Source organism: Roseomonas mucosa ATCC BAA-692 (assembly GCF_000622225.1).
GTDB lineage: Bacteria > Pseudomonadota > Alphaproteobacteria > Acetobacterales > Acetobacteraceae > Roseomonas > Roseomonas mucosa.
Genome location: NZ_JHWD01000017.1, coordinates 74,735 through 101,552 on the forward strand (window position 1 = coordinate 74,735; position 26,818 = coordinate 101,552).

Consider the following 26,818-nt stretch of genomic DNA (forward strand, 5'->3'; position numbering starts at 1 on the left):
CCGGGCTTGCGTTGGCGCCTGCGGTGGACGTTGTTCTGCGGCCTGATCCCTGGGAGCAGGCGGAGACGCGGGTCTCCCGAAAAGAAGAAAAACAACGTGTCCGCGCTGGTGGCACCGTCAGTCCGCCGGAGAGCGTGGCTCTCCGGCGCGATCCGGCATCAGCGGGCGCCAACGAACGGGAGGTCCAGGACCCTCAGGGTCCTGGCGGATAGGGGGTCCGGGGGAAAGGCGGAGCCTTGCCCCCGGGGACAAAGCAGCGCCCGAAGCCGGGGTCAGTCCCGGCGGGCATTGCCGGGCAGCATGCGGAAGCTGCTGACGATGGCGGCCAGGATGGCGGCGGTGGCGCCGAGGCCCAGGGCGACGACCGGCCCCTGGCCTCCGAAGCGGGCCAGGACGAGGGCCACGCAGGCGGCGCCGATGGTCTGGCCGAGCAGGCGGGCGGTGGAGAGCATGCCGCCCGCGCCGCCGGCCCGCTCGCGCGGTGCGGAACCGATCATGGCGCGGTTGTTGGGCGACTGGAACAAGCCGAAGCCAGCTCCGGCCAGGGCCATGCGCCAGGCGATGTCGGCGGCGGAGGGGTGGGTCGGCAGCAGGGCCAGGGCGGCGAGGCCGGCGGCGAAGGCGGCGAGGCCCAGGGCGCCGAGCAGGCCGGGATTGTGCCGGTCTGCCAGGCGCCCGGCTATGGGGGCCAGGACGGCGGTGGCAAGGGGCCAGGGCGTCATCATCAGCCCGGTCTCCACGGCGGTGAAGCCGAGCTGCGTCTGCAGCAGGAAGGGCAGGCTGGCGAAGGCCAGCATCTGCGCCAGGAAGGAGCAGACGGAGGTCCCGACCGAGAGAGCGAAGACGGGAATGCGCATCAGGTCCACCGGCAGGAGGGGGGCCGTCATGCTGAGCTGGCGCAGCACCAGGGCCACGCCGGCGCCGATGGCCACGGCGAGGAGGAGGCCGGAGAGGCCCAGGCCCTCGCCATGGGCGATGCCGTCCAAGGCCATGATGAGCATGCCGAAGGTGAGGGCGCAGAGCAGCGCGCTGGCCGTGTCGAAGCGGCGCTTCGAGAGGGGCGAGTGCGGCAGGCTGCGCCACCCGATGGCCAGGGCCAGGATGCCGATGGGGACGTTGACGGCGAAGAGCCAGGGCCAGTTGGCGACGGCCAGGATGGCGCTGGCGACGGTGGGGCCGATGGCGGAGGAGACGGCGACCACCAGGGCGTTGACGCCGATGCCGCGGCCGAGCTGGCTGTGCGGATAGGTGAAGCGGATCAGCGCGGCGTTGACGGCCATGATGCCGGAGGCGCCGAGCCCCTGCACCACGCGCCACAGGGTCAGCGTCACCAGCGTGTCGGAAAGGGCGCAGGCGGCGGAGGCCACGGTGAAGACGACGAGGCCGGCGAGGTAGACGCGGCGGAAGCCCAGGATCTCGCCGAGCGAGGCGAGCGGCAGCAGCGAGATGGTGATGACGAGCTGGTAGGCGTTGACCACCCAGATCGAGGCGGAGGGGGCGACGCCGAGCTCCTCCGACAGGGTGGGCAGGGCGACGTTGGCGATGGCGCCGTCGAGCACGGCCATGGTGATGGCGAGCGCGATGGCCACGACCGACCAGAGACGGCGGGGCATCGGCAGGCCATCAGGGTGCAGGAAGGGGCCGGGAGGGGGAGCGGGGCGGGTGGCGGCGGGCTGCTCGGATACGTTCATGCGGGTTCCATGCCCTCTCCCCTGCGGTCAGCCGGCGCCGATGGGGACACCCACCCGGGCATAGACCTCGGCCAGCCGTTTCTCATAGGCCGTGGCGGAGAAGAGCGCAGCCCGGCGCGGTCCCACTTCCGCGAGATGGCCACGCAGGGATTCGTGCGTGTCGAGGGCGCGGATGCCTTCCGTCAGGGCGCGGATGTCGTAGGGATCGACCGTCACGGCGGCATCGCCCACCACTTCCGGCAGGGAGGCGGTGTTGGAGGTGAGGACGGGGGTGCCGAGGCTCATCGCCTCCAGCGCCGGCAGGCCGAAGCCCTCGTAGAGCGAGGGAAAGAGCACGCCGCGGGCGCCGCGGATCAGGCTGACGAGCAGGCGGAAGGGGGCGTAGTCCACCAGCACGATGCGGTCGCGCAGGCGGCGCTGGGTGCTGGTGACGGGTTCCTGCTGGCCGGGGAGCAGCCAGCGCTGGTGGTCCTCGTAGAGCATCCGCAGCTCCTCCTGGCTCTTCCAGGCCTGCTTGCCGACGATGACCAGGGGACGCTCGACGCCGGAGGCGAGATAGGCCTCGATCAGCCGGCCGACATTCTTCTTGGGCTCGATGGCGCCGAAGAAGAGGAAGTACTCCTTCCAGTCCAGGCCGAAGGAGCCGAGGATCTCGTCGCGTGCCTCGTTTTCCGGCTTCTGCGCCAGGGACCGGGGCAGTTCCACCGACTGGTAGGTGTTGGTCACCTTCTCCGGCGGGCAGCCGAGCAGGTCGATGATGTCGCGGCGGGAGGTCTCGCTGACCGTGACGATATGGTCCGCCTGCCGCACCAGCAGGCGGTTCAGGCGCAGGTAGCGGCGCTTGTGGTCGAGGGTGGTGTAGGGCAGGCGCAGCGGCACGAGGTCGTGCAGCGTGTAGATGTTGCGGGTGTCGCGCGCATGGACGGCGACCGGGTAGGTCCAGTGCATCACGTCGGGCTGTTGCGGCAGGCGGACCTTGAGCCGGTCCTTGTGCATCTTGAAGTGGTTGGCGGAGAGGCTGAACAGTTCCTCCACGTTCCAGAGATGGTCGAAATGCGGCAGCCGGGCCTCGAAGGCGCGGGTGATCACCCGGCCGGTGATGGGGACGGGCTGGGCCTTGTGGCCGATCATCGGCAGCAGCAGGCGGCGCGCGGTGCGGAGCAGGCGGTTCATCGGCCTGGGGTTGCCGACGCGGTTGTCGAAGAAGGCGATCTCGCGGATCAGCGGGTCCTTCGCCGGGCTGGCCCGGGTGCCGTAGAGCACGCCGACCTCGGCCCCCATGGCGCCGAGGCGGAAGGAGAGGTTGCGGGCATAGGTCGCCACGCCGGTCCCGTGTTCCAGGCCAAGGTTGTATCCATCGATGCAGATGCGCGCCATGGGCACAGGCTAGACTCTGGAAGGTGGCATTGGGAGGTGTTGCGGCAGGGGATTTTTCGCACCTGCAACCAAAGGATGTCTTGACGAATTATTAACATCGTGGTGCGCCATAGGCATGTCACAGGCCGCAACCCTGCTCGAAGACGCCGACCGCGCCCGCGATGCCCGCGAATGGCAGGCGGCCGCCCTGCTCTATGGCGACTATCTGCGCCTGCGGCCGGATGACCGCGCCGCCATCGTGCAGCAGGGCCACATGGTGAAGGAGGCCGGGGACCCGGAGGCCGCGCTGGCGCTGTACGACCGGGCGCGGCGGCTGGACGGGGCCGATCCCGACATCCACCTGCAATCGGGCCATGCGCTGAAGCTGCTGCGCCGGATGCCGGAGGCGCTGGATGCCTATGGCCGGGCACTGGCGCTGGACCCGGAGGGGGAGGACCCCTGGCGGGAATGGCTGGCCCTGGCGCGCCGCGGCCGCCCCCTGCCCCGCCGGCTGACGGGGGTGGGGCTGGACCTGTCCGACCTCGTGTCCTGGGTCCTGGGCGGACGGCGCGTACCCTCGGGCATCCAGCGGGTGCAGTACGAGATCGCCGCCGGCCTTTGTGCCGGGGATGGTGCGGTGCTGGCCTGCGCCCTGCCCCCGGCCGGGGTCGCGGGCGGCTGGCGCGAGTTGCCCACGCCGCTGCTGCTGCGGTTGCGGCGGCTCGCCGTCCAGGGGGGTATCGGAAGAGGAAGCGGGGGCGCTGATCCGCGCGAGGCCGCGTGGCAGGAGGCGGTCGGCATCCTCCACGACTGGCTGGCGGCGGCGCCGGACCTGGCCATGGCGCCCGGGGCGCTGCTGCTCTGCCCCGGCACGGCCTGGGCCATGCCGGAACAGGCGGCGCGGCTGGCGGCGGCGCGGGAGGCCGGGGCGCGCTACGTGCCACTGCTGCACGACACGATTCCGCTGTCACTGCCGGAATGGTGCGAGGCCCGCACCGTGGCAGACTACGCCGCCTGGTTCTCGGCACTGCCGCTGCTGGCCGATGGCATCCTGTGCAATTCCGAGGCGACGGCGGCGGAGCTGCGCCGCTGCGCCGCCCGCCACCTGCCGGGCCTGGCACTGCCGCCGCTGGCGGTTGTGCCGCTCAACGGCGCTCCCGTCCCGCCGGCGCGCGAGGCGCCGCTGCCGCCGGAGCTCGAATCCCGGCCCTATGTTCTCTGCACCGGCACGATCGAGGGGCGGAAGAACCATCTGCTGCTCTTCCAGGCCTGGCTGACCCTGGCGCGCCGGCTGGGCGGCGCCTGCCCGCTGCTGGTCTGCGTGGGACGGCCCGGCTGGCGCTCGGAGGGGGCCATGGCACTGCTCGCGGCCTCGCCGGAGCTGGCGGCGAAGGTGATGATCCTGCCGGAGGTGGACGATGCGGTGCTGCATGCGCTGACGCGGCATTGCCGCTTCGCGGTCAGCGCCAGCCATGGCGAGGGCTGGGGCCTGCCGGTCAGCGAGGCGCTGGCGCTGGGCCGGCCGGTGCTGGCGCCGGGCCATTCCGCGCTGCTGGAAAGCGGCGCGGCGGGCGCGACCTTCTTCACGCCGAATTCCGAGCCGGATCTTGTGGAGAAGGCGCTGGCGCTGATCGCCGCGCCGGAAGCGGCCGCGGCGCGGATCGCGCCAGGGGGCGGCTGCCGCCCCTGGGGCGAGGTGGCGCGGGAGATGCTGGCGCGGGCGCGTAGCCTGGTCACAGGCGGGGCCGCGCCGGCCGTGCCGCCCCTGTTGCCGCCGGGCCTGCGCGTCCGGCTGTCCCCGCCGCCCTGCCGCCGGCCGGGGCTGGAACAGGCGCTGGCGCAGGTGCTGCCCAGCGGCCCGGGCTGGCTGCCCGCGGAGGCCGGGGGGCGGCCCAGCCTGCCGGGGCTGGCGCGGCTGCGCTGCCGTGTGCGGGGCGGGCCTTTGCGGCTGTTGCTGGAGGTGCGTGCGCCGGCGGAGGAGCCTTGCCGGCTGCGGATCGGCGCCTGGCGCGAGGGCGGCGAGGAAATGGCCATGACGCTGGACCTGGCGCCGGGGCAGGCGGCGGAGACCATGCTGCCGCTGCCCGATCCGGAGGTGGCGGAGGAAGGCGTGCTGGAGATCCTGCTGGACAGCGAGGCGGAAACGCGGGGGGCCGCGCTGGTCGCCCTGGGGCTGGCGCGGGACGCCGTGCTGGAGGACCGGCTACGGCTGATCGAGGGGCGGGAGCTGCTGGCGTTGCTGCCGGACTGAGGCTCGGATCTGGCGTTGCGCACCCTGGACCCCATTCGTTGGCGCTGGTGGCCGCGGTACCTTTTCTTCTTTTCGGGAGCCTCGCGTCTCCGCCTGCCCCCAGGGATCGGGCCGCAGGCCGGCGGCAACAGCGCGGAACCAACTCAGGCCCGGGGTCCGGGGACCGGCTTCGGTCCCCGGCGGAGGGGGAGTCCGGGCGGAGAGGCGGTGCCTCTCCCCCGGCGGCCAGCCACGAAGCGCAACGCGGGGGCCACCCGTGGCCCGCCTCTCAGATCAGCCCGAGTTCCCGCAATTCGCGGCGCAGGCGGGGCGGCAGGGCGTCCAGTCCTTCCGGCACCGGGCCATCGGCCGGAAGGTCGGGCGGGGCTGCTTCCGGCTGGAGGTAGCGCCAGCCCTGAAAGGGCTTTTGCGGGCGCATTTCCACCGGCACCAGTTCCGGATCGAGCACGAGGCCGACCTGGGCGCGGCCATCGGCGGTCTGGCCTTCCTCCAGCCCGACCAGCCTTTGCCGGACGCGCACGAAGCCGGCCACCACCCAGTAGATGGAGCCGCCGGCCATGAGTTCCCCGCCCCGGCGCGGGATCATCCGCGTCCAATGGCGCAGCGGCGGCTGCTCGGCGAGGCGGCGGGCCTGGATCTGGCGCAGTTCGGCCACGTCCTTGGGGCCGACGGAAAGCTTGATGAGGTGCAGCACGGTGGCGCCCATCTGCGCCGCCCCACGGCCATCGGCAAGGTCCGTCTGTGCCCGCCATGATGGAGCAGGGGCGCGCGGGACGCAGATGTGATGGTATGCGGGGGCGCCGGACGGATTGAGCCACGGCATAAGGGGACCTGGACGGTCCGCCTTCCGGGGCGGGAAGGCGCGCGGCAGGGCGGGAGCGGCTTCCGCCGGTCCGGAGGAGTGATGGAGCGATGGAACAGGACAGGCTGGAGCGGCACGGGATCGGCAGCGGAACGCTGCGGGCGGTGATCTCGGTCCAGGGCGCCGAGCTCCAGTCCCTGCGCGATGCCTCCGGCGAGGAATGGCTCTGGCAGGCGGGACCGGCCTGGCCGCGCCATGCGCCGGTGCTGTTCCCCATCGTCGGCCGGCTGCCGGGCGACACGCTGCGCCATGCGGGCGGGACGAGCCGGATGACGCAGCACGGCTTCGCCCGGGACCGCCGCTTCACCTGGCTCGCCCTGACCGAGACGGCCTGCGCGCTGCGCCTGACGGAGGATGCGGAAACGCTCGCGGCCTATCCTTTTCCCTTCACCCTGGATGTCGCCTTCGCCGTGGCCGAATCCGCGCTGGCCTGCACCGTGACGGTGGCGAATACGGGCGAGGCGCCCCTGCCCTTCTCGGTCGGCGCGCATCCGGCCTTCGCCTGGCCGCTGCCGCGCGGCGGGGCGCGGGAGGAGCATGGCGTGACCTTCCTGCCCGATGCCGCGGTCCCGCCCGGCACGCTGCGCGACAGCCTGCCGGTGCGGCGGCTGTCCAACGGGCTGCTCGACCGGGCGGAGGTCCTGCCACTGCGCCAGGGCCGGCTGCGGCTGGAGGACGAGCTGTTCCGCAAGGACGCGCTGGTGATGACGCGGCTGCCCGCCCATGCGCTGCGCTATGACGGCCCGGGCGGCGCGATGCTGGAGATGGTGTGGGAGGGCTACGAGGATTTCGGACTCTGGTCCAAGCCGGGGGCGGAGTTCCTCTGCCTGGAGCCCTGGGCGGGCCATGCCAGTCCGCTCGGCTGGGATGGGGAGTTCGCCGGCAAGCCAGGCGTGATCCTGCTGGAGCCGGGGCGGGCGCGGCGCTTCCATTGGACGGTGACGCTGCGCCCCGCCGCCTGATGGCGCTGCCCCGGCGTGCCGCCCCTCCTGGGACGGGGCCGGGAATCCCGGGCGGAATCCGCCCGGCCTCGATTGACCCGCTGCGCCGGCGGAGGCACGGTCCGCGCCGTTCCGAGACAATCCCGTGACGCCCGGCGCCGCCATGCCGGCGTCCGCGCAACGAGGATACGCCGTGACCGAAACGCCCCTGGATGCGATCAAGCGATTCGAGGATGAGCTGATCGCCATCCGCCGCGACATCCATGCCCATCCCGAGACCCGCTTCGAGGAGCATCGCACCGCCGCGCTGGTGGCGACGAAGCTGCGCGAATGGGGGATCGACGAGGTCACCGAGGGCGTGGGCGGCACGGGCGTGGTCGGCACGCTGCGCGGCACCCGGCCGGGGCAGCGGGCGATCGGGCTGCGCGCCGACATGGATGCGCTCTTCATGGAGGAACGGACCGGGCTGCCACATGCCTCCACCGTGCCGGGGAAGATGCATGCCTGCGGCCATGACGGGCACACCGCCATGCTGCTCGGCGCGGCGAAGTACCTGAGCGCGAACCGCGACTTCGCGGGGACGGTGCAGCTGATCTTCCAGCCGGCCGAGGAAGCCGGGACCGGCGCGCCGGCGATGATCCGCGACGGGCTGTTCGAGCGTTTCCCCTGCGATGCCGTCTATGGCATGCACAACAGCCCCGGCATCCCGGTGGGGCAGTTCGCGATCCGCCCGGGACCGAACCTGGCGGGGGCGGATTTCTGGGGCGTGACCTTCACCGGCACCGGTGGGCATGGCGGCGCGGCGCCGCATCTGGCGACGGATGCGACGGTGGTGCTGGGGCACTTCCTGCTGGGCGTGCACACCATCGTGGCGCGTTCGCTGGCGCCGACGGAGCCCGCGGCGGTAAGCGTCGGACATGTGCATTGCGGCACGCCGGAATCACCGAACGTGATGCCGTCCAGGGTGCTGGTGCGCGGCACGGCGCGGTATTTCGAGCAGAGGACGCAGGAAACCATCCGGCGCCGCCTGCGCGACCTGGCCGAGGGGCTGGCCGCGACCTATGGCGTGACGGCGGAGCTGGAGTACCAGCCGCTCTGCATCCCCACCGTGAACGACGTGGAGAAGACCGGGGTGGCGCGCGCCGCCGCCGGGGCGGTGGTGGGCGCCGCGCGGGTGGGCGAGATCCCGATGAGCACGGGCGGCGAGGACTTCGCCTTCATGCTGCGCGAGAAGCCCGGCGCCTTCATCCGCATCGGCAACGGCGTGAACCCGGATGGCAGCTTCCACAACGTCCATACGCCGCTCTACGACTTCAACGACGAGGCGCTAGCGCCGGGGGCGGCCTACTGGGCGAGCCTGGTGCGGCATGAGCTGGGCTGGGCGGGCGAGGAGGAGGCGCGGGCGGCCTGAGGGACGCGATGACCTTCCACGGCCCGGCGCCCTGGCGGCCGGGCCTGCCTTCCCGGCGGATGGGGCGTGCCGCGCCATGCCCGCCGCCGGGACCGCCATCCGCCCTCCATGGGGCCGGGCGGAACCGACAACGGAAAGAACACGGCCGATGATCAAGACAGTTTCCCGCCGCGCGGCGCTGCTCGCCTCGCTGTTCCTGCCGCTCTGCGGCACGCTTGCCGCGGCCCCCGCCCAGGCCGAGCCGCTGTCGCTCGCGGTCAGCGCGCCGCCGGCCAGCATCGACCCGCACTACTACACGCTGACGCCCAGCATCATGCTGTCGTCGCACATCTTCAGCCGGCTGGTGCAGCGCGACGAGAAGTCGCGCGTGGTGCCGGACCTCGCGGAATCCTGGAAGCTGGTGGACGACACCACCTGGGAGTTCAAGCTGCGGCCGGGGGTGAAGTTCCACAACGGCGCCGACTTCACCGCGGAGGACGTGGCCTATTCGCTGGAGCGCGTGCCGACGGTGCAGAGCCCCAGCTCCTTCTCCGTCTATACGCGCGACATCGCCGACGTGCAGGTGGTGGACCCGCTGACCGTCCGGCTGAAGACCAACGGCCCCTCGCCGCTGCTGCCGGCCAACCTGGCGAACATCTTCATCGTCTCGCGCTCCGTCGCGGCGAATTCCAGCACGGCGGATTTCAACAGCGGCAAGGCGGCGATCGGCACCGGGCCGTACAAGTTCGTCTCCTACGACCCGAACAACCGGGTGAAGCTGGCGCGCGACGACGGCTACTACGGCGAGAAGCCGGCCTGGGAAACGGTGGACTACCGCATCATCAGCAATGACGGGGCGCGGGTGGCGGCGCTGCTCTCGGGCGACGTGGCGCTGATCGACGCGGTGCCCACGGCGGATGCGGCGCGGCTGCGCAAGGACGACCGGCTGACCGTTGCCGAGGCCAACAGCACGCGGCTGATCTTCCTCGGCCTGGACGAGGAGCGGCAGGAGGGCTCGCCCGACATCGCCGGGCCGGATGGCGGCAAGCTGGAGAAGAACCCGCTGCGCGACCACCGGGTGCGCGAGGCGCTGAGCATCGCCATCAACCGGCCGGCCATCGTGTCGCGCGTCATGGAGGGCGCGGCGCTGCCCTCCGGCCAGTTCATGCCGCCCGGCGTCTTCGGCTACGACCCCTCCATCCCCGTGCCCGCCTTCGCGCCGGACCGGGCGAAGGAGCTGCTGGCCCAGGCGGGCTATCCCAACGGCCTCAGCATCATCCTGCGCGGGCCGAACGACCGCTACGTCAACGACGCGCAGATCCAGCAGACCGTGGCGCAGATGTGGACGCGCATCGGGGTGAGGACGCGGGTGGAGGCGCAGCCGCTGGCGACGGTGATCGGGCGGCTGAACCGCTTCGAGGCCTCGGCCTATCTGCTGGGCTGGAGCAACTCCACGGGCGAGCCCTCCTCCTCGCTGAAGGCGGTGCTGGGGACGCGCGACCCGGCGCTGGGGCGCGGGCTGTCGAACTACGGGCGCTATTCCAACCCGGAATTCGACAAGCTGGTGCAGCAGGCGCTCGGCACGCTGGACGACAAGGCGCGCGAGGGGCTGATGCAGAAGGCGATGAAGATGGCGATGGAGGATGTCGCCATCATCCCGCTGCACCTGCAGAAGAGCGTCTGGGCGATGCGCAAGGGCTATGCCTATACGCCGCGCGCCGACGAGGAGACGCGGGCGATGGGGCTGCGGCCGGCGAAGTAGGGCCGGCGGGCGCGCGGCTCCCCACCGGGCACGGGACGGGCGCCCGTCCGGGACGGACAGGCCGGGGCCGTGCGCCGATCCGCAGAGGGCGGGCTTCTTCGCGGCCCTGTCCTGCGCTAGCCTTGGTGGAACAAGGAAGGCCCGCGCCGCGTCCGGGCTGCCCGCGCCCGGACGCCACGGGGAGAGCCTTCCATGCCCCCGGCCCCATCCCGGGCCGGGCGGCCCCGGAAAGGAACGCCCATGCCAGCATCGATCCCCGTCAGATCCGCTCCCCGCCCCGGACCGGCCAAACTCGCCGGGCGGGAGGGCCGCTGATGCGCCCGAACCGCGTCCGCGAGATCGCCCGCGCGGGCGGGGCGGCGATGAACGGCTGGTGCGGCATCCCCGCCCCCTATGCGGCCGAGCTGCTGGGCCATGCGGGCTATGACTGTGTCACCGTGGACATGCAGCACGGGCTGATCGGCTTCGAGACCGCGGCGGCGATGCTCCAGGCGATCTCCGCCACGCCGGCGCAGCCGCTGCTGCGGGTGCGCTCGAACGATCCGGGGCTGGTGATGCAGGCGCTCGATGCCGGGGCCTATGGTGTCATCTGCCCGCTGGTGAACTCGGCGGAGGAGGCGCGGCGCTTCTCGGAGGCCTGCCGCTATGGCCCGCGCGGCGGGCGCTCCTTCGGCCCGGCGCGCGGGATGCTCTATGGCGGCCCGGATTATTTCGATCGCGCGAACGACGAGGTGCTGGCCCTGGCGATGATCGAGACCCGGGGCGGCGTGGCGGAGATCGACGCGATCCTCGCCCTGCCGGAAATCGACGGCGTCTTCGTCGGGCCGAACGACCTCTGCATCGAGATGGGCGAGCGGCCGTCCTCCGAGCCGGAGGCCGGGACGCGCGCCGGCACGGCCATCGCGCATGTGCTGGCGCGCAGCCGCGCCGCCGGGAAGATCGCCGGGATCTTCTGCTCCGACGGGCCGGCGGCGGGGCGTCGGGCGAAGGAGGGCTTCCAGCTCGTGAACCCGGGATACGATGTCGGCTTCCTCGCCGGCGGGGCGCGGGCCAACCTGGCGGCGGCGCGGAACGTTTGACCGTCATGGCCGATCCGCTCCTGCTGCTCCCCGGACTGATGTGCGACGCACGGCTCTGGGGGCCGGTGCAAGAGCGGCTCTGGGCCCTGGTGCCGGAGCGGGACCGCTATGCTGGCGCGCATGTGGCGGCGCTGCGCGGGGCGCGCAGCGCGCCCGACCTCGCGGCGCGGCTGCTGCGCCATGCGCCCCCGCGCTTCGCCCTGGCCGGGGCGGCACTGGGGGCCATGGTGGCGCTGGAGATGGTGGCGCAGGCGCCGGAGCGGATCACACGCCTGACCCTGCTGGCCGGGGATGCGCGGCCGGACGCGCTGGAAAAGGCGCCGGCGCGCTTCCGCCTGCTGGAGGCGATGGAGCGCGAGGGGGCGCGCACCATGGTGGCGCGCGAGTTCTGGCCCGATGCGGTGCCCGCGGCACGGCGGGAGGATGCGGCGCTTTTCGACCTGCTTTGCGACATGGCCGATACGCTCGGCCCGGCGGTGCTGCGGGAACAGACGGCGGTGCTGATCCACCGCGCCGACAGCCGGCCACGGCTGGCGGCGATCCAGGTGCCGGTGCTGCTGATCAGCGGCGAGGAGGACCGGCTCTGCCCGCCCGCGCGGATGCGGGAGATCGCCGAGACGGTGCCGGGCGCGCGGGCGATGCTGCTGCCGGGCGTGGGGCACCTGCCCTCCCTGGAGGCGCCGGAGGCGGTGGCGGCGGGTTTCGCGGAGTGGCTGGCCGCCTGAGGGAAGGACCCGGCGTTGCGCCTGGCGGGGGAAAGGCCCTGCCTTTTCCCCGGAGGCTACCGTACGGGCTGGCTCAGAACTGCCGCAGCAGGCGGTCGTAGTAGTCCAGCTCCTGCGCCGGGCGCTCGCGCTCGCCGACGCGGCGTCGCAGCTCCTCCTGGATGCGGCGGGTGCGCAGCATCTCCGCCTGATCGGGCACGCGGGTGTCGTTGCCGTCGCTGGCCGAGCCGGCATTCTCGCGCGTCGAACGGCCGAGCGGGTCGCGGCCGCGGCCCTGGCCGCTCGCCTGGTCCTGGCCCTGGCCGCCGTCCTGGCCGTTGCCGGGCTGGTCGCCGGCCATGCCGGGACCATCGCCTTCCTCGCCCTCGCCTTCCCCCTCGCCCTGCTGGCCGTCGCCCTGCTGCCCGGGGCCGAACTGGCGCCGCATCGCCTGGGCCATCTGCCGGCCGCCCTCGGTCAGCTCGCGCAGGGCCTGCTGCTGCTGCGCCTGGGGGTCGCGCCCGGCCTGCAGGGCCTCGGCGCTCTGCCGCATGGCCTGGTCGGCGCGGCCGAGCGGCTCGGGGATCTCGCCGGTCAGGTCGCCGAACTGCTGCATCAGCTCGCCCAGGGCGCGGCGCAGGGCCCGCTGGGTGCGTCCGTCGCGCTGCGCCTCGGCCTCGCCGGGCTGCTGGCCATCACGGCTGGCCTGGTTCTGGCCCTGCGGGTTCTGGCCTTGTGGGTTCTGGCCCTGTGGGTTTTGGCCGGCAGGGTCGCGGCTGCCCTGGCGCTGCTGCGGGCCGGGGGGCCGGGCCCGGCTCATCGGGTTCAGGGGATTCGGGCCGAACGGGCGGTCCTGGCCCTCCTCCGCCTCGCTGTCCTGTTCCCGCCGGTGGGCACGGTCCAGCAGCTCCGCCTGCCGCCGCACCATGTCCTGCATCACGCTCATCTGGCCCTGGCCGCGCTGGCGGTTCTGCTGGCGCTGCTGCTCCCGGTCGGCGCGGGCGACGCGGCCTTCCTCCAGGGCCTTGAGCATCTCCTCCATCTCCGCCAGCTCGCGTCGCGCATCGTCCTCGCGCCCCTGGCGGGCGGCGTCCTGCATGCGCTGGGTGCGACGGTCGAGCTCGCGGTTGTCCAGGCGGCGGGTTTCCTCGCGCGGCACGGCCTCGCCATTCTCGCGGCTCAGCTTCTCCGCCAGGGCCTGGAGGTGCCGGTCGATCGCTTCGCGCAGCTCCTGGACGCGCTTCTCGATCTCGGCCCGGCGCTCCGCCTCGCCCTGGTCCGGGTCGCGCTGCTGCAGGGCTTCCTCCAGGGCCTTGCGTGCCTCCGCCAGCGTGCGGGCGGTGCGGTCGGTCCGCCCCTCCTCCAGCGCCAGGGCGGTGTCCCAGAGGATGGCCTGGGTCTCGTCCACCGCCCCGGGGCGACGGTCCCGGATCAGGCGGCTGCGGGCGGCGCTCAGTGCCAGGAAGATGGTGGTGTCGTCGTCGAAGGCCTCCGGCGAGGAAAGGACGCCCTCCAGCCCGGCCACGACGGGCGCGCGGACCTGCGGCGACAGGGAAAGCATCCGGCGGAACTGGATCAGCAGCTTCGCCACCGGATGGGTGAAGGGACGCTCCGGCAGGATGAGCGTCATCTCCTCCGACCGGCCCTCCTGGCCGGCGCCGTCGCGCGCCACAAGCCGGAGCTGCACCGGCAGCCCCGCCCAGGGATGGGCGCTGAGGTCGGGCTGGGCGGTGCCGCGCTGCTGGCGCGGGTTGCTGCCGGAAAGCGTCAGGGGCACGGTCAGGGGCTCGGCGCCCGGGCGGGCCTCCAGGCGGATCTCGGCCCGCGCGGCGGCGACGCCCCAGTCGTCCTCGGCGGTCCAGGGCAGGCGCAGCGCATGGCTGCGCGGCGCCGGGCCGGGCGGCTCGGCGAAGGCGATGCTGGGCGGGGCATCGGCCTGGACCGAGACCTCCCAGCCCGCGAGTTCGGCGCCGTCACGGCGGATGGCGAGGCGGCCGCCATTCTCCAGCGGCGCCTCGATGCCGAAGCTGTTGCGGTCCAGTGTCTCGAAGGCAAGGTCCTTGCCGCCCAGGCGCAGCGCCGGCGTGCCGCCCTGGCCGCCGGACAGGGCAACGCGCAGCGCCGAGCCGGCGGGGACGCTGAATCCGGGGCTGCCAGGCTGCAGGAAGAGCGGCGCGACGCCGGTATAGCCGGGCGGGGTCACCCAGGCCTCCAGCTTCAGGCCGGGAACCGGGGCGGGCTGGCCCAGGCTGGGCAGCAGGGCACGGCGGATGCGCTCGCCCGCCTCGTCCCCCGCCACCACGAAGCCCGCCGCCAGGGCCACCACGAGGCCGAGGCGCAGCGCCCGCCGGTCGCGCGCCGGCAGGCCGGGCCGGGGCGCGCCGACGCGCAGGTCGCGGAGCCGCGCCGCCTGCCGGGCGAGATGGGCCTGCCACAGGGCGAGGGCGGCGGGGTCCTCGCCGGCGGGACGGTCGCCCAGCGTGGCAAGGGGACGGTGGCGCAGGCCGGAGGCGGCCTCGATGCGGCGGTCGGCCGCCGCGGGAGCCGGGGCGGCGAAGCCGCGTATGGCGCGCCAGACAGCCCGGGCCAGGGCGGCAGCGAAGCCCAGCAGGAGGAGGAGATGCGCCCAGAGGGGCAGGTGCAGGAAAAGGCCGGACAGGGCAGCGAGCAGGAAGAGGCCAAGCACGCCGAGCACCGGCCAGACCCGGGGCCAGAGAGCCTCCCAGAGCAGGGCCAGCCGCGCGAGGCGCCGCTGGCGGTGCAGTCTCCGGGAAACGCCCTCTGGCAGATCGGTCATCCCATCCACTCCGGCAGACGCTGGTGGGCCAGCAGGTCGTCGAGGCTCTGGCGTTCCCGCACCAGGGCCCAGCGCGCCCCGTCCACCAGCACCTCGGCGGCCAGGGGGCGCGCGTTGTAGGTGGAGGACATCGAAGCCCCGTAGGCGCCGGCATCCAGGAAGGCCACGAGATCGCCCGCCGCGAGTTCGGGCAAGCCCCTTCCACGTGAGAAAGTGTCACCGGTCTCGCAGACCGGGCCGACCACGTCGGCGGGCGAGAGCGGGGCGTGGAAGGCCTGCGGCGCGACGGGCAGGATGCCGTGCCAGGCCTCGTACATGGCTGGGCGCATCAGGTCGTTCATCCCCGCATCCAGCACCACGAAGCGGCGGGTGGCGCCGCGCTTGACCAGCATGACGCGGGACAGGAGCACCCCGGCGGGGCCGGCGATCCAGCGGCCGGGTTCGATCATCACCGGCAGGCCGAGGGGGCCGAGCGTGCCGGCGATGGCGCCGGCCAGGGCCTCGGGCAGCGGCGCGGTCTCATCGCGATAGGGGATGCCGAGGCCGCCACCGCAATCCACCCGCTCCACCGGCAGGCCGCGGTTGCGCAGCGCGGTGACGAGCTCGGCCACCTTGGCATAGGCGGCGCGGTAGGCGGACATGCCTTCGGTGATCTGCGAGCCGATATGGACGGCGATGCCGATCGGGCGGACGCCGGGCAGCGCGGCCATGCGGGCATAGAGGGCGGCGGCATCGTCCAGCGCCACGCCGAACTTGTTCTCCGCCTTGCCGGTGGTGATCTTGGCGTGGGTGCGGGCATCCACGTCCGGGTTCACGCGGATCGCCACCGGGGCCTCGCGTCCCATGGCGGCGGCGATGGCGGAAAGCATTTCCACCTCCTCCGCGCTTTCGGCGTTGATCTGGAAGATGCCGGCGGCGAGCGCGGTGCGGATCTCGGCCTCGCTCTTGCCGACGCCGGAGAAGACGCTGCGGGCGGCGCCGATGCCGGCGGCCTCGGAGATATGCAGCTCCCCGCCGCTGACCACGTCGGTGCCGACGCCCTCGGCGCCCAGCAGGCGCAGCACGGCAAGGTTGTCGTTGGCCTTCATGGCGTAGTGGATCGTGGCGTCGAGCCCTGCCCCGGCCAGGGCCTCGCGCAGCGCACGCGTCCGGCGGCGGAGCGTGCTGGCGGAATAGACCCAGGTCGGGCTGCCCACCCTGGCCGCGATGGCGGCGAGCGGCACTTCCTCCAGGCACAGCCCGTCCTGCGCATGGGCAGTGAGCTGCGGCCGCTGCGCCAGCAGCTCGGCAAAGGACGGGTCCGGCGCCTGCGGGGCCAGGGGAAGAGGGGAAGCCATGGTCTTGCCTAGTCTGGGGTGTCTGGGGGGACGGTTGGAAGCGGAAAGAGGTGCGGTTTTCCGCGGCGCGGCGCAAGAGGCGGGGAGGATGGTGTCTCCGACGGGTTGGGGGCGCCCGCCCGTTGCTGGGGAAGGCCCGGCCTGCTGTCCGGGCCGCCGCGCCGCGGGGCCCCTGCTTTCATCTTCTCGCCGGGGCGGGCACCATGCGTCGCAGGTTCACCCGGCGCACGGTTGGGGATGGGTTCCCAGGAACCGGGCCACAGCCCGACGGCCATCGCGGACGCCGGTCGAGCCCCGCGCAACGGGGACCGGGCGGGCGGGACGGTGCCTCGCCTCCGGAAGTGTGCGCGAAGTGGAAGGGCCGGGAGAAGCCGCCGCTCGCCTCAGCGACTCCCATCCGCCACCAGGGCATTCGCCCGGGGCATCAGCACCCACATCCGCACCGGCTCGCGCAGGTTGCCGGCGCGCTTGCCGGCTTCCGGTCCCCAGCCGCGGAACAGGTCGCCGCGTCCGGGGCCGCGGATGGCCCCGCCGGTGTCCTGGGCCGCGACGAGGCGGCGGATGTTGCCGCCGGCCACGAAGACCGGGGCGCCCAGCGGCACCACGGAGGGATCGACGGCGATGGAGCGTTCCGGCGTCAGCGGGATGCCCATGGCGCCGGGCGGCCCCTGGTCGGGGCGCAGGCCCTGGTTGACGCGGAAGAAGATGTAGGAGGGGTTCTCCGCCATCAGCGCGGCGGTGCGGTCATAGCCCACCTTGGTCATCCAGCGGCGGATGGCATCGGCGGACATGTTTTCCGGCGCGACGTCGCCCCGGTCGATCAGGGAGCGGCCGATGGAACGGTAGGGCTGGCCGTTCTGCCCGGCATAGCCGAGGCGCAGCATCTTGCCGTCCGGCAGCACCACGCGGCCGGAGCCCTGGATCTGCAGGAAGAAGGCCTCGACCGGGTCGTCCACCCAGACAAGCTCCAGCCCACGCCCGTCCAGCGCGCCGTTCTGGATGGCGGCGCGGTCCGGCAGCGGCTGCAGCTTGCCGTCCAGCATCTGGCCGTGCAGGGGGCGCTGGCCATCGCCCTGGCCGAGTTGCACATGCTCGGAGGGCGGGGCGTGCAGTGGGGTCTGGAAATCGCCCACCCGGATGCGGGAGCCGCGCAGTACCGGCTCGTAATAGCCCGTCAGCAGGCCCTCCCCGACCGGAGTGGGGATGAAGTTCTCCTCCAGCGCATCGCGCAGGCGGGCATCGCGAAGCTGCCGCGCCTCGCGCAGCCGGGCGCCGCTGGCGCGGGCCGGCACGGGCGGCAGGTTGCGCCAGGCCTGGGACAGGGCATCACAGGACCGGCGCCAGGCATCGGGGGCGCCGGCGTTGACGGCGCGGCAGGAGGCCAGCACGGCCGGCATCGCCTCGCCCACCGCGTCGCTTTCCCAGCCGGGCAGTTCGCTCCACAGGGCAGGGCGTGCGGTGCCGGCCAGCAGCCCTCCCGCCACCCCGGCCCCGGCCAGCTTCGCCGCCGGCAGGGCGACGCCGCGCGCCCGGGCCTCGTCACGGGCGATCTGCCGCTGCTTCTCCATCCGCCGCTGCACCATGCCGCGTGGCCCGGGCCCCTGCGCGGAGCGCCCGAGCGCCGCCTCCAGGGCCGGCAGGCGCGTCCGGGCCTGCCGCAGCGCGGGCGTGTCCTGCTGCGACCGCAGGATGGAGCCTTCGGCGGCCTGGACGGGGAAAGGGAGCAGCGGCGCGGCAAGCGCGCCGGTGGCCAGAAGGGCCAGCAGGGAAAGGGCGGGGAGGCCACGGATGCGGCCCCGGTGCCAGATCGTCGGCTTTCGGCGGGGATGTGGCGGGGGGAGCATCATGCGGCAGCCTGTTCTTCCGGACCTCTGAGCAGAAATCGGTCTTCAGCGGGAAAGTCGGATCGTTTTTTAGAAACAGAAAACAAAAATCATCAAGCACTTTCTGCTCGGGGCATCTGGTGAAACGAGCTCCAGAGTGGCTCACGCCCTGCGGGCCAAGACCGGGAAGCGAAGAAGCCTTGCCCGGACAATGGTTTGGCAAGGAGGAAGCCAGACACCGGGGATCATGAAGCGACAACCCGGGATCGCCATGCCGCTCCTGCCAGGGAGCAGGCGGGAAGGAGGGATCGCTTTGGCCGGGAAAGGGAAGCGATCCCGGGCGCGGCCATCGCTGCCGGCCCGGGATCGGCAACGCCGTTCAGACGGAGCGGGTATCCACCAGCCGCCAGGTCGGATCGCCGCTCTTCAGGTCGCGCTGGAAGGTCCAGAGATCCTTCAGCTCAGTCACGCTGTCGGTGCCCGTGACGGGCTTGCCGTCGGCGGCCAGGGTCATGTTCACCTGATCCGACACGAAGCGGACAGTAACATCCGCCACGGAGCCGCGAAGCTCCGCGCCCTCCACCGTGACCTCGTGGATGTGCCGGATCTCGGTGCGCTGGGTCTCGCCCGCCTCCTCGCGCGCCTTGATGGCGCCCTCGAAGCCGGCAAAGGTTTCCGGGCCGAGCAGGCTGCGCAGCGTGTCGCGGTCGCCGCGCGCGAAGGCCTCGACGATCATGCGGAAGGCTGTTTCCGCCCCGCCCAGGAAGTTCTGGACCGAGAAGGAAGGATCGGTCTTCTGGATGTTGGCCAGGGCCTGGCCGACCGGGCCCTGCGCGTCGGGCACGGCGTGGCGCTGCGGCGCGGGCGGAGCGGCCACCGCCTCGCTGGCATCGCCCTCGATCACCCGGGGCGGATAGCCGGCGGCCGGGCGCGCCTCGGGCGGACGCTCGAAGCCGGTGCGCCGGCCGAGCACGGAGCGAAGACGCAGCACAAGGAAGGCCGCGACCATCGCGAACAGGATCAGGTCGATGGGGAAGCCGCCCTGCATCTGTGGTCTCCTCTCTCTGAAGAGGGAAAATGGGGATGAACGTCTGTTAACGCAACGCCGGTTGCCCCCTGTGCCGCCCTGTGGCGGCACCCCGGGGAGCTTTTTTCGCGAGCCGGCCTCCGGGGGCCTGCCGAAGCCCATTGCCGGAAACCCGCCCTGTCGCCAATTTGCCGGCATGATCCTTCTGCGTCATGGCCAGAGCGAGTTCAACCTCCACTACACGGCCACCAGGACCGACCCCGGCATCCCGGACCCGCGCCTGACACCCCTGGGCCACCAGCAGGCCCAGGCGGCGGCGGAGGCGCTGGCGAAGGAGGATGTCCGCCGCATCCTGGCCAGCCCCTATACGCGGGCACTCCAGACCGCGGCGCCCCTGGCGGAGAAGCTGGGCCTGCCTGTGCTGATCACGCCGCTGGTGCGGGAACGCTATGCCCTGTCCTGCGATGTCGGCTCGCCCTGCAGCCGGCTTTCGACCGACTGGCCGCACCACGACTTCACCCGGATCGACGAGGTCTGGTGGCCGCAGGAGGAGGAGCCGCCGGAGGCCGTGGCGGCCCGGGCGATGCAGTTCCGCCTGGACATGATGCTGCGGGACGACTGGGCGCATACGGTGGTGGTGAGCCACTGGGGCTTCATCCTGGCGATGACCGGCCGGTCGCTGGTGAACGGCGAGTGGCTGCGCTGCGACCCGACCGGGCCCGAGCCGGAGAACGTGGTCTGGCACCACGGCTGAACGGTCCCGGCCGTCGCCTCCCGGGGTTCCGCTTCCGGGGCTGGAGCCGCCGGAATCTCGCCTTCCTTTTCTGCGGCCTGTTGCTGGCGGCCTGCGCGCCGGTGGTGATCCCCGCCGGGCCGGCGCTGGCCCCGCCGGAACTGGCGGCCGACAGCCTGGTCATGGCCGACGGGGCGAGGCTGCCGTTGCATGCCTGGCTGCCGGAGGCGCCGCCCCGCGCGGTGGTCCTGGCGGTCCATGGCTTCGGCGACACCGCCCGGAACGCCTTCCGCATGGCGGCGCCGCTGTTCAACGCCGGCGGGGTGGCCCTCTACGCCTATGACCAGAGGGGCTTCGGCGAGGCGCCGAACTGGCCGCTCTGGCCCGGTGCCGAGACGCTGGAGACCGACCTCGCCGCCGCCTCCCGGCTGCTGCGGCGGCGCTATCCCAGCCTGCCGCTCTATATCCTGGGGGAAAGCATGGGCGGCGCGGTCGCGGTGGCGGCGGCCGCCTCGAAGGACCCGCCGGTGGCGGATGGCTATATCCTGGTGGCCCCCGCCCTCTGGGGCCGTTCGGAGATGCCCGCCTGGATGCGCGGCCTGCTGGAATTCGCCGCCCATACCATCCCCAAGGTCGGCTTCCGCAACTCCGCCCCCGGCATCACCCCGACCGACAACCCCGAGGCCGCGGCCGGATGGCGCGACGACCCGCGCACCTACAAGGAGGTCCGGGTGGACACGCTCTATGGGCTGGTGAACCTGATGGACGCGGCGGTGAAGGCGGCGCCGGAGTTCCGCGCCCGGGCGCTGATCCTCTACGGCGCCCATGACCAGATCGTGCGGGCCGAGCCGGTGCGCGCCGCCCTGCGCCGCCTGCCGGAAGGCGCGGACCAGCGGCTCGCCTACTATGCCCAGGGCTATCACATGCTGCTGCGCGACCGGGAACGGGCCGTGGTCGCCGGCGACATCCTGGCCTGGATCACCAACCCGGAAGCCCCGCTGCCCTCCGGCGCGGACCGGGCCGCGCGGGAATGGCTGGCCCGGCCGGGGGAGTGAGGGACCTTGCGCTGTCCCGGGGGACAAGGCTCCACCTTTCCCCCGGCCCCCTCATCCGCCAGGACGCTGAGGTTCCTGGACCTCCCGTTCATTGGCGCGTGCGGCCGGACCGCGATCCGGCCGAAGCGCCACAGATCAATTGAAGACCATGCCACCATCGATGATGAGGGCTTGGCCGGTCATGTAGTTTGAATCGGGTCCGGCGAGGTAGGAAACGCAGGCCGCCACGTCTTCCGGTTCGGAGATGCGGCCGAGCGCCACGTTCCTGGCCCATTGCTCAAGGCCCCATTCCAGGGACTTGCCGTTCTCGTCGGCGACCTTCTGCGCGATGCCTTCCATCATCGGCGTGCGCACGATCCCCGGGCAATAGGCATTGGCCGTGATGCCGAGCGGCGCCAGGTCCCTGGCCGCGGTCTGGGTGATGCCGCGAATGGCGAACTTGGTGGCGCCATAGACCGCCAGATCCGGATTGCCGACCTGACCGGCCTGCGAGGAGGCGTTGATGATCTTGCCGACCACGTCGCCCTTCCTGGCCGGCTTGCGGGCCTTGAAATGCTTCACCGCGGCCTGGATGCCCCAATAGGTGCCGCCGACATTGACGTCGAACACCTTGCGGTAGATCTCGGGCGTGATGTCCTCGATTGGCGTGACCGGGCCGAGGCCGGCATTGTTGACCATGACATCCAGGCGGCCGAAGCGGGCGACGACCTCGTCCACCGCGCGGAGGACCTGGTCGCGCTGCGAGACGTCCGCCTTGACATCCAGTGCCTCGCCACCGCCGGCCCGGATCGTGTCTGCGGCCTTCTTCGCGGTATCCGTATCATAGTCGAGGCAGCCGATGGCGAAGCCGTCGCTGGCGAGGCGGACGGCTATGGCGAGGCCGATGCCCTGGCCCGCCCCCGTGACGATGGCGACCTTCCCGTTGGTCGGCATGCTGCTTCTCCTTCTCTCTTTCGTTCATCCCGACACTGCCTTCCGGCCCGGAGGCAGGAAGGCAGCCAAATTCAGAATGGGGCCTCGATATCGACAACATCGATCAGCTTGTGGTTCACGAACTCCTTGAGACCCAGGCCGAGGAGCTCGCGGCCGTAGCCGGAGCGGCGGATGCCGCCGAAGGGCAGGTCCGCTTCCACCTTGGTCGGGTGGTTGACGAAGACCATGCCGGTCGAAATCCGTTGGGCGACCTCGAAGCCGTGCGCCGGATCGGCGGTGAACACCGAGCCCCCGAGGCCGAAGGGGGAGTCGTTGGCGATGCGGACGGCATCGTCCTCGTCCCTGGCGCGGAACAGCATGGAGACCGGACCGAAGAACTCCCAGTAGCGGGCGGGATTGCTCTCAGCCAGTTCCGTCAGGAGGGTCGGCTGCACGAAGGCACCCCGGTTGGGCACTGGCGGACCGACCTCCTCGGCCTTGGCGCCATGGCCAACGGCCTTGCGGATCTGTTCCTTGATGTCGTCGGCGGCCTTCTGCGAGGAAAGCGGCGCCAGCGTCGTCCTCGGATCGAAGGGGTCGCCCGCGACGAGCTTCGCGACACCCTTGCGGTAGCCGTCGAGGAAAGCGTCATAGACCTCGTCGACGACGATCATGCGCTTGGACGACACACAGACTTGGCCGCCGTTCCAGTGGCGCCCGAACACGGCCCAGTCCACGGTCTTCCTCATGTCGGCATCGGCGAGGACGACGAAGGCATCGGCCCCGCCGAGTTCCATCGTCGATTTCTTGAGCGCCTTGCCGGCCTCGGACGCGACGACGGCCCCGGCGGCTTCCGATCCGGTCAGCGCCACGCCATGGACGCGCGGGTCGTTGATGATCAGGTTGATCTGGTCGCGGGTGGCATAGAGATTCCGGAAGGCGCCTTCCGGCAGGCCTGCCTCCCTCATCAGCGCCTCGAAGGCGGCGGCGCTCTGCGGCACGTTGGAGGCATGCTTGAGGAGGAGCGTGTTGCCCGCCGAGAGCTGCGGCGCGAGGATGCGGGCGATCTGGTAATAGGGGAAGTTCCACGGCTCGATGGCCAGCAGGACCCCGAGCGGCTCGTGCACCAGCACCGCATCGCCTTCCGCCGGATCAAGCACGGGCAGCTTTTCCGGCTTCAGCAGTGTCTCGGCATTGCGGACATAGTATTCGAAGATCCTGGCGGAAAGCTCCACTTCCGCTTTGGCCTCGGTCAGCAGCTTTCCCATCTCGAGGGTCAGGAGCCTCGCATAGGCGTCGCTGTCACGGCGCAGTATGTCGGCGGCGTTCTGGAGGATGCCGCCACGCTCGGCGAAGGAGGTCTGCCTCCATCGCAGGAACGCCGCATGCGCCTTGTCGAGAGCCGTGCGCACCTCGGCATCCGTCGCATCGGGGAACGTGGCCACGGTCTCGCCAGTATATGGGTTGATGGTCGCGTAAGCCATTCTGCTCTCCCTGGCGAATGAAGCTGCTTGCCGGAAAATGTCCGGACACCGGGATCCTTCGCTGCCGGGATCATCCGCATCAGGGCGTCCCGGCATCGCCACGAGCATGCTGCGATTCTCTCCGGGGAAGAGCAAGTTCCCGGCAGCGGAACAGGAGCAGCCCAGCCATGCGGCATCATGGCTGGCGAGGCCGGCACGGATGTCGTCGTTGTTGAAGACTTTGCCGTGGAGCACACGGATCTCTGCCAGGAGCATGTTCGTATGCTCCGGCATGGATGATACACGACCGGATGGATGACGGTCTTCGCGCCTATCCCGGCGGAACGCGGCGCCTTGAACAGTTCATGACATCTTCTGCCATGGCGCTTCCGGCGGCATTGCCGGATGTTGGCGGCCCGTCACGCGACTCCCGATGGAGACGGATCACCCGAAAGCGTCGCATTCCAGCGTCACGACGGCGCTGACCTCACGCACCATGGCGAAGAGCTCGCGCAGGGGTTCCGTGATCTCCTCGTGCTCACGGCCATAGCCGCCGTGGCGTGGCGTGGGCGGCTCGGCGAAATCCAGCGAGGCCCCGGCCGGTTCCACCACCGGAAAGACCGCGTCGAAGACATCGGCCGCACCCTCCACGTCGAGGCGTAGCAGGCGTTGCACCAGCCCTTCCCGCGTCACGCTGTGACGGGGCGAGAAATCCGGCATCTCCACGGCGATCAGCCAGATCCGGTGGATCAGGCAGAGCCGCAGCGCGTGCAGGGCGAAGAGGCGGTCGCTCATGGCGGGCGCGACGTAGCCGCCCTCCTTGGGCCAGGCGCCCCGCAGGCGGATGTCGTCGGCCAGAAGGCGGCGCAGGACGCGGCGCGTGGGATCGGTCAGGCCGAGGTCCTCCAGCGCCCGGGCCACCCGCATCAGGGCCGCCGGGCGCCCGGCGCGGCGTGTATGGGCGGCGCGGTCCAGCCACATGCCGGGGTCCAGGCTCGCCACATAGCCGCGCAGCACATCCGGGTCGGAGCAGCGCAGGGCGGCGCGCACGAAGGCCATGGCGTTGCGGAAGCGCGGCGAGCGGCGGAGGAGGTCGGCGAAGGTGTCGGGTTCGCGCGACGCGCCGTCACCCATGCCATGGGTGAGCGTGGCCAGGAAGCCGAGCTGTTGCAGCACGGCGTTGTTGGGGATGGCGCGCAGCTCCCGCACATGGCGGATGACGTTGGGGCCGCCGCTGTCGCTCTGCCGGGCGGCGGGACGCGATCCGGTCCGGTCCAGCAGGGCCGTGCCGATGGCGCCCAGCAGGGCGGCGTAGCCCGGATCGTCCACCAGCGCCGACATGGCGGCGCGGGCCCCGGCGAAGAGGTCATTGGCGAAGCCGCCCTCGGCATAGACGGGGTCGCTGTCCGCCTCGACTGGGGCGAAGGCGTGTTCGGCGATCCGGGCGATGGTGGCCTGGGCCAGTTCCGGCGTGCCGAAATTCAGGTAGCCGTCGCTGCCCTGGAAGCTCGTCTCCAGGCGGACCGGGGTGTCGTGCGCGGCAAAGGCCGCCCGCACCGCCGGCGGGTCGAGATAGTCCAGCCGGGCGGCCAGCCCGTCCGGATGGCCGGCGCGGCCCAGCCCCTCGCCATGGGTGTCGAAGAGCACGACCTCCAGGTCGCCCAGCCCGTAGCGGTCCAGCAGGTCGGCGACGCGCAGCTTCAGCCGCTCGATGAGCTGGCTGGCCTGGACCTGGCCGACATAGCGGCCGGAATCGGAATAGCCGAACTGCAGGCAGAGCCGGCCCAGCTTGCGCAGGTAGTCCCGCCAGGCCGGAGAGCGGAGCGCCTCCTCGACCACGCGTTCCCCGCGATGTTCCAGGGCTTCGGCGGTTTCGAAGAGCGGGGAGATCTCCAGATGCTCCTCCACGCCGCAGAGCCGGGCCAGCAGCAGGGCGATCAGCAGGGTAAGGCCGCTTTCCGTTTCCGCGATCAGGAAGCGGACGGGCTGCGAGGCGTCCACATGCTTGGCGATCTGGGTGACGGTCATGATCAGGCGCAGCGCGCTGGCCTGTTCGGCCATCAGGCCGCCCATATCGACCGGCTCGGGCTTCACATGCTGCAGGGCCTCGTTCACGGCGGCGAAGGTGGCGCGACGACGGGCCGGGTCGGCGGGGTCGCCGCCGATCTCGGCGAAATGCAGGCGGGCGGCGTTGTGGAGCTGTGCCGCATTGAGGCGGACATGCGTGCCGGCCAGGGAAAGGCCGTGTGCGGCGAGGCCGGCCCGGGCAACGCAGAGGGCCATGCGGGTTTCCTCGTCCGCAGCCTCGGCGATGGCGCTTTCGAAGAGGTCCAGCAGCGGGACCGGGGTAACGAGCGCGGCCTCCCGCAGCCCCACCAGCTTATGGGCGAAGTCACGCACCGCCATGGGTTCCGTCGGCCCGGAGGGTGGGCAGGCGGCGATCTGCTCGTCCACGGCCAGGAGGGCTTCGTCCACGCGCTGCCGCAGGGGCCCGGTCGTTTCCTCCTCGAGGGGATCGAGCTGGAGCTTCAGGCGTTCGAGTTGCATCCGCTTCATGGAGAGGCGGAGCCGGAGCGTATCCTGCCAGCCGATATCCGTGCGCCCATCGGTATCGTAGCCGACCCAGGAGGCCAGGATGACCGGTCTGGGCTCCAGGCGGAGCCAACGGTCCGGCCAGAAATCCCGCGCCACTTTCAGGAAGGCCCCCGCCATGCGATCCAACGCGTCCCTGGCATGGATGATGGCCTCGGCGGCCTGGGCGAATTCCATGGCCAGGGTCGGTACGTCCGGGCGGAGCGGCAGCACTTCAGTCGGCGCCGGGCCGCCACTGGCCATGGCAGCCAGGGCCTTGTTGGTGACGGGAGGGAGGCTGAAGGTGGGATGGGCCGTGAAAACCGCGGCCGCGCGGGGACGTTCCGCAGCCACGGCGAAGGCCGCGAAACGCACCGGGCTGTCCTGGGGGTCGGGCCGGGCGATCCGGGTGGCGAGGGCCGTCAGGGCCTGGTCAGTCTCGGCAATCGGAACGACACCGACGGCTTCCCGCAACCGTGCCGCGCGGTCACGAAAGGCGGACTGCCCCAGGTCACGCAGAAGCTGCGCGAGTTCCGCCCGCGACAGCCCCCCGTCATCCATGCGCCGGCTGAGCAGGAGCGCCAGGGCCAGAGCCGGACTGCCGAAGGGGTCGCTGACGGCCGCCTGCCGGGTTTCGGCTGCGAGCCTGAGGATGTCGAAGGGGGGATCGTGCCGCATAGGTACGTATGCTGCACGGGCGAAAGAGCGCTGTCGTGTATTCTTTTTGACAGAGCCGCTTTTGTTTGGATGCGGGGACAGGATTTGAACCTGTGACCTTCAGGTTATGAGCCTGACGAGCTACCGGGCTGCTCCACCCCGCGCTGGGTGATGGTGATGTGGGCGGCGATCGGGTCGGGGGGTGTGGGAGGTTCCCATCGGGCGGCCTGGCGGCGACCGACTCTCCCGCGTCTTGAGACGCAGTACCATGGGCGCTGAGGCGTTTCACGGCCGAGTTCGGGATGGGATCGGGTGTGGCAGCCTCGCTAGGGCCACCAGGCCACCGGATGGGAACCTTGGATTTGTATATACCGACCTGATGCTGTTGGGTGATGGGAGGATCTGTG

18 protein-coding genes, 1 tRNA gene and 1 rRNA gene are annotated in these 26,818 nt (G+C 71.9%); 8 read left to right on the plus strand and 12 right to left on the minus strand.

The genetic code is table 11. From position 1 onward, the window contains the following. Positions 1-272 precede the first annotated feature (272 nt). On the minus strand, positions 273-1,691 hold the full coding sequence (locus BT98_RS0115345) for an MFS transporter (protein ID WP_115359189.1): 1,419 nt from the start codon (positions 1,689-1,691) through the stop codon (positions 273-275). 27 nt (positions 1,692-1,718) lie between these two features. After that, the gene (locus BT98_RS0115350; protein ID WP_019463138.1) at positions 1,719-3,068 is read right to left on the minus strand and encodes a glycosyltransferase family 4 protein; all 1,350 of its coding nucleotides are present in this window, start codon (positions 3,066-3,068) and stop codon (positions 1,719-1,721) included. 115 nt (positions 3,069-3,183) lie between these two features. Between BT98_RS0115350 and BT98_RS0115355 the strand changes: the two genes are divergently transcribed. Next, positions 3,184-5,298, plus strand: a complete 2,115-nt coding sequence (locus tag BT98_RS0115355; RefSeq protein ID WP_019463137.1) for a glycosyltransferase — start codon at positions 3,184-3,186, stop codon at positions 5,296-5,298. Between the two features lie 268 nt (positions 5,299-5,566). Here BT98_RS0115355 and BT98_RS0115360 read toward each other — a convergent pair whose 3' ends face one another. After that, positions 5,567-6,004 (minus strand): DUF1489 family protein, encoded by a 438-nt coding sequence (locus BT98_RS0115360; protein WP_019460726.1) that lies wholly within the window; start codon positions 6,002-6,004, stop codon positions 5,567-5,569. A 206-nt stretch (positions 6,005-6,210) separates the two neighbouring features. On the opposite strand from BT98_RS0115360, the gene BT98_RS0115365 reads away from it, so the two are divergent. From BT98_RS0115365 to BT98_RS0115385, 5 genes are all read left to right on the plus strand, one after another. Next, positions 6,211-7,122 (plus strand): aldose 1-epimerase family protein, encoded by a 912-nt coding sequence (locus BT98_RS0115365; RefSeq protein WP_019460727.1) that lies wholly within the window; start codon positions 6,211-6,213, stop codon positions 7,120-7,122. Positions 7,123-7,294: 172 nt separating this feature from the next. Continuing rightward, the gene (locus tag BT98_RS0115370) at positions 7,295-8,512 is read left to right on the plus strand and encodes an amidohydrolase (protein ID WP_019460728.1); all 1,218 of its coding nucleotides are present in this window, start codon (positions 7,295-7,297) and stop codon (positions 8,510-8,512) included. A 148-nt stretch (positions 8,513-8,660) separates the two neighbouring features. Next, complete coding sequence (locus BT98_RS0115375) at positions 8,661-10,253, plus strand: ABC transporter substrate-binding protein (RefSeq protein ID WP_019460729.1); 1,593 nt, start codon at positions 8,661-8,663, stop codon at positions 10,251-10,253. Positions 10,254-10,567: 314 nt separating this feature from the next. Beyond that, positions 10,568-11,332, plus strand: coding sequence for an HpcH/HpaI aldolase family protein (locus tag BT98_RS0115380; protein WP_019460730.1), 765 nt, complete (start codon positions 10,568-10,570; stop codon positions 11,330-11,332). Between the two features lie 5 nt (positions 11,333-11,337). After that, positions 11,338-12,057, plus strand: coding sequence for an alpha/beta fold hydrolase (locus BT98_RS0115385; protein ID WP_019460731.1), 720 nt, complete (start codon positions 11,338-11,340; stop codon positions 12,055-12,057). Positions 12,058-12,130: 73 nt separating this feature from the next. Here the strand turns inward: BT98_RS0115385 and BT98_RS0115390 are convergent, their stop codons facing one another. The 4 genes from BT98_RS0115390 to BT98_RS0115405 form a co-directional block, all read right to left on the minus strand. Beyond that, positions 12,131-14,833 carry a DUF4175 domain-containing protein gene (locus tag BT98_RS0115390; protein ID WP_027297265.1) on the minus strand — a complete coding sequence of 901 codons (2,703 nt, stop codon included), beginning with the start codon at positions 14,831-14,833 and terminating at the stop codon, positions 12,131-12,133. Then, the gene (gene lysA / locus BT98_RS0115395; RefSeq protein WP_019462467.1) at positions 14,830-16,170 is read right to left on the minus strand and encodes a diaminopimelate decarboxylase; all 1,341 of its coding nucleotides are present in this window, start codon (positions 16,168-16,170) and stop codon (positions 14,830-14,832) included. Before lysA ends, BT98_RS0115390 begins: the two co-directional genes overlap by 4 nt. Positions 16,171-16,553: 383 nt before the next feature. Further along, on the minus strand, positions 16,554-18,017 hold the full coding sequence (gene mltA, locus BT98_RS28450) for a murein transglycosylase A (RefSeq protein ID WP_019462468.1): 1,464 nt from the start codon (positions 18,015-18,017) through the stop codon (positions 16,554-16,556). 355 nt (positions 18,018-18,372) lie between these two features. Next, entirely contained in the window at positions 18,373-19,041 is a 669-nt protein-coding gene (locus tag BT98_RS0115405; RefSeq protein WP_019462469.1) for a Tim44/TimA family putative adaptor protein, read from the minus strand. A gap of 175 nt (positions 19,042-19,216) precedes the next feature. Between BT98_RS0115405 and BT98_RS0115410 the strand changes: the two genes are divergently transcribed. Both BT98_RS0115410 and BT98_RS0115415 read left to right on the plus strand, forming a co-directional pair. Continuing rightward, positions 19,217-19,774, plus strand: coding sequence for a histidine phosphatase family protein (locus tag BT98_RS0115410; protein ID WP_019462470.1), 558 nt, complete (start codon positions 19,217-19,219; stop codon positions 19,772-19,774). A gap of 80 nt (positions 19,775-19,854) precedes the next feature. Further along, positions 19,855-20,808, plus strand: coding sequence for an alpha/beta fold hydrolase (locus BT98_RS0115415; RefSeq protein ID WP_019462471.1), 954 nt, complete (start codon positions 19,855-19,857; stop codon positions 20,806-20,808). A gap of 135 nt (positions 20,809-20,943) precedes the next feature. Here the strand turns inward: BT98_RS0115415 and BT98_RS0115420 are convergent, their stop codons facing one another. The 5 genes from BT98_RS0115420 to rrf form a co-directional block, all read right to left on the minus strand. Then, a complete protein-coding gene (locus tag BT98_RS0115420; protein WP_019462472.1) occupies positions 20,944-21,741 on the minus strand; it encodes a (S)-acetoin forming diacetyl reductase in 798 nt (265 codons plus the stop codon). A gap of 71 nt (positions 21,742-21,812) precedes the next feature. Further along, the gene (locus tag BT98_RS0115425) at positions 21,813-23,204 is read right to left on the minus strand and encodes an NAD-dependent succinate-semialdehyde dehydrogenase (RefSeq protein WP_019462473.1); all 1,392 of its coding nucleotides are present in this window, start codon (positions 23,202-23,204) and stop codon (positions 21,813-21,815) included. 423 nt (positions 23,205-23,627) lie between these two features. Beyond that, a complete protein-coding gene (locus BT98_RS0115430) occupies positions 23,628-26,432 on the minus strand; it encodes a phosphoenolpyruvate carboxylase (protein ID WP_019462474.1) in 2,805 nt (934 codons plus the stop codon). Between the two features lie 66 nt (positions 26,433-26,498). Then, positions 26,499-26,575: transfer RNA gene (locus tag BT98_RS0115435), tRNA-Met, on the minus strand. Between the two features lie 61 nt (positions 26,576-26,636). Next, positions 26,637-26,751 (minus strand): 5S ribosomal RNA (rrf, locus tag BT98_RS0115440). Positions 26,752-26,818: the final 67 nt, after the last annotated feature.